This is a genomic window from Burkholderia sp. Ac-20353, from assembly GCF_017104785.1.
GTDB lineage: Bacteria > Pseudomonadota > Gammaproteobacteria > Burkholderiales > Burkholderiaceae > Burkholderia.
Genome location: NZ_JAAGPL010000392.1, coordinates 1 through 3035, shown reverse-complemented (window position 1 = coordinate 3035; position 3035 = coordinate 1). Strand labels below are relative to the sequence as shown.

Here is a 3035-nt window from a genome sequence, read left to right as displayed (position 1 = left end):
CGCCGGCCTCCGCGAACGCCTCGACGCCCGCGAGCCACGGCAGCGACGCATAGCTCACGCGCGCGGTCAGCCCCGCGCCGCGCGCGAGCTCCAGCGCATGGCCGAGCAGGCCGAAGCCCGTCACGTCGGTCAGCGCGTGCACGCCCGGCAGCGCGGCGAGCTCGGTGCCCGGCCGGTTCAGCTTGGTCGTCGTCGCGATCATCTGCGCATAGCCGGCGTCGTCGAGCTGGTTCTTCTTCAGCGCCGCGGACAGCACGCCGACGCCGAGCGGCTTGCCGAGCACGAGCACGTCGCCCGCGCGCGCGGCCGCATTGCGCTTCACGCGCGACGGATGCACGACGCCGATCGCGGCAAGCCCGTAGATCGGCTCGACCGAGTCGATCGAATGGCCGCCCGCGACCGGAATGCCGGCCTCCGCGCACACGGATTCGCCGCCGCGCAGCACCGCCGCGATCGTCTCGTGCGGCAGCACGTTGATCGGCATGCCGACCAGCGCGAGCGCGAGCAGCGGCTTGCCGCCCATCGCGTAGACGTCGGACAGCGCGTTGGTCGCCGCGATGCGGCCGAAGTCGAACGGATCGTCGACGATCGGCATGAAGAAATCGGTGGTCGCGACGATCGCCTGCTCGTCGTTCAAGCGGTAAACCGCGGCATCGTCGGCGGTTTCGGTGCCGACGAGCAGATCCGGGAACAGCGCGGGCGGCGTCGCACGCTTCAGCAGCTCGGACAGCACGCCGGGCGCGATCTTGCAGCCGCAGCCGCCTCCGTGCGACAGGCTCGTGAGGCGGGGAGCGGCGGGCGGGGTTTGGGTGGCTTCGGTCATCGTCGGCATCCGGTGAATAACAACGTTCTATTATCGACAATTCTGCGTCCGTGTGCCGGCCGCCACATAATGACGGCGCTGCCTCCATCCGCCCCCGTCGTCCGCCATCTCACATGGATCACCTGTTCATCGGCCTCGTGCTGTGCTCGGCGCTGCTGCATGCCGTCTGGAACGCGTTCCTTCACGTCAGCGAGGACCGGCTCGCGCAGCTCGGCACGATGTCGCTGCCGTATTTCGCGTTCGGCGTCGCCGGCGCGGCGCTGCTGCCGGCGCCCGAACCGGCCGCGTGGCCGTACATCGCCGCGTCCGCCGCGCTCGAAGTAGCGTACTGCTTCACGCTCGCGCGCGCGTACCGCAGCGGCGAATTCGGCCAGATCTACCCGATCGCGCGCGGCCTGTCGCCGCTGCTCGTGGCGGTGCTCGCGCTCGCGATCCTGCACGAGCGGCCGACGCCGTTCGGCTTCGCGGGCGTCGCGCTCGTGTCGTTCGGGATCATGTCGCTCGCGCTGCGGCGCGGGTTCCGGTTCTCCGGCGAAAGCGTGCCGTACGCGCTGCTCACCGGCGTGTTCATCGCCGCGTATTCGGTCTGCGACGGCATCGGCGCGCGCGTCGCCGGCAACGCGCTCGGCTATGTCGCGTGGGTGTACCTGCTGTGGAGCGTGCCGCAGATCGCGCTCATCTGCGCGGTGCGCGGCGGCCCGCGCGCCGTGTTCGGCGCACGCGGCGCGGTCCGCCAGGGCATCGTGGCCGGCACGATCTCGCTCGTCGCCTACGGGATTGTCGTGGTCGCGTACCGGCACCTGCCGGTCGCGACCGTGTCGGCGCTGCGCGAGACGAGCTCGATCTTCGCGGTCGCGATCGGCTGGCTCGCGATGCGCGAGCGGCCCGGCGCGCAGCGGCTCGTCGCGTGCGCGCTGGTGGTCGCGGGTGCGGCGATGATCCGGTTGTGACGCCGCTACCTCGGTAGGGTCACCGCTGCGCTCGCTGTCGCGCGCAGCCATGTCGACCTCGACCGTAGCGGCATGGATCGATGACCAGCCGCCGCGAGCCGCGCCGGCGCCGCCGTCACGCGGCGATGACTGCCGCGCCGCCGAACACCCGCTCGTCGATCGCCTCCGCGAGCGTCGCGAACGCCGGCGCGATCTCGTCCTCCGGCACGCACGCATAGCCGAGCAGCAACCCCGACGACGCGCGTTCGCGGTCCGCGTAATAGCCCGACAGCGGCCGCACGACGATATTGCGCGCGAGCGCGGCCTGCGCGACCGCGCGATCGTCGACGCCGTCCGGCAGCCGCGTGACGAGATGCAGCCCCGCATCGCTGCCGAGCGCCTGCAACGTGTCGCCATAGCGTTGCGCGACCGCGTCGAGCAGCACCTCGCGGCGCTGCCCGTACAGCGTGCGCATCTTGCGGATGTGCGACACGAAATGCCCTTCCGCGATGAACTCCGCGAGCACGGCCTGCTGCAGCAACTGCCCTTCGCGATACAGCTCCGCGCTCGCGGTCGCGAAGCTTTCCGCGAGCGGTTCGGGCGCGACGAGATAGCCGACCCGCAGCCCCGGGAACAGCGTCTTGCCGAAACTGCCGACATAAATCACCTGCCCGGACGTGTCGAGCCCCTGCAGCGACGCGAGCGGGCGGCTGCCGTAGCGGAATTCGCTGTCGTAGTCGTCCTCGATGATCCAGCAGCCGTGCTGGCGCGCGTATTCGAGCAGCATCCGCCGCCGCGCGAGGCTCATCACCATCCCGAGCGGATACTGGTGCGACGGCGTGACGAGCATCAGCTTCGGCGGCTCGGCGAGATCGGCGGCCGACGGCGCGATCCCTTCGTCGTCAACCGGAATCGGCCGCGTGGTCAGCCCCGACACGTTCAGCACGCTGCGCACGCCCCAGTAGCACGGATCCTCGGTCCAGATCGCGTCGCCCGGGTCGGTCAACAGCCGCACCGCGAGGTCGATCGACTGATGAATGCCGGTCGTGATCACGATCTGCTCGGGCGTGCAGCGCACCGAGCGCGACGTGCGCAGGTAGTCGGCCAGCGTCTCGCGCAGCAGCGCGAGCCCGCCGCCCGGCGCATAGGTCAGCAGGTCCGGGCGCAAGCGCCGCCAGTACTTGTTGTGCAGCCGCGTCCACACGCGCGCGGGAAATCGCGACACATCGGGCACGCCCGGCATGAACGCGCCGCCCTGCCGCTTCGATACGCCGGCGCCGTCG

Annotated in this window: 3 protein-coding genes; 1 reads left to right on the top strand and 2 read right to left on the bottom strand. The window is 71.0% G+C overall.

From position 1 onward, the window contains the following. A partial coding sequence (selD, locus tag G3N94_RS40560) for a selenide, water dikinase SelD (RefSeq protein ID WP_205799795.1) occupies nucleotides 1–823 on the bottom strand: 823 nt, incomplete at its 3' end. A gap of 113 nt (nucleotides 824–936) precedes the next feature. Here selD and G3N94_RS40555 point away from each other — a divergent pair. Further along, the gene (locus G3N94_RS40555; protein WP_205799794.1) at nucleotides 937–1773 is read left to right on the top strand and encodes a DMT family transporter; all 837 of its coding nucleotides are present in this window, start codon (nucleotides 937–939) and stop codon (nucleotides 1771–1773) included. A gap of 115 nt (nucleotides 1774–1888) precedes the next feature. Here G3N94_RS40555 and G3N94_RS40550 read toward each other — a convergent pair. Beyond that, the coding region (locus G3N94_RS40550) for a PLP-dependent aminotransferase family protein (protein ID WP_205799793.1) at nucleotides 1889–3035 on the bottom strand (1147 nt) is incomplete at its 5' end.

Bases quoted from the DNA above. Each gene is read 5' to 3' on its own strand.
- G3N94_RS40555 (WP_205799794.1), top strand. From the start codon at position 937: ATGGATCACCTGTTCATCGGCCTCGTGCTGTGCTCGGCGCTGCTGCAT.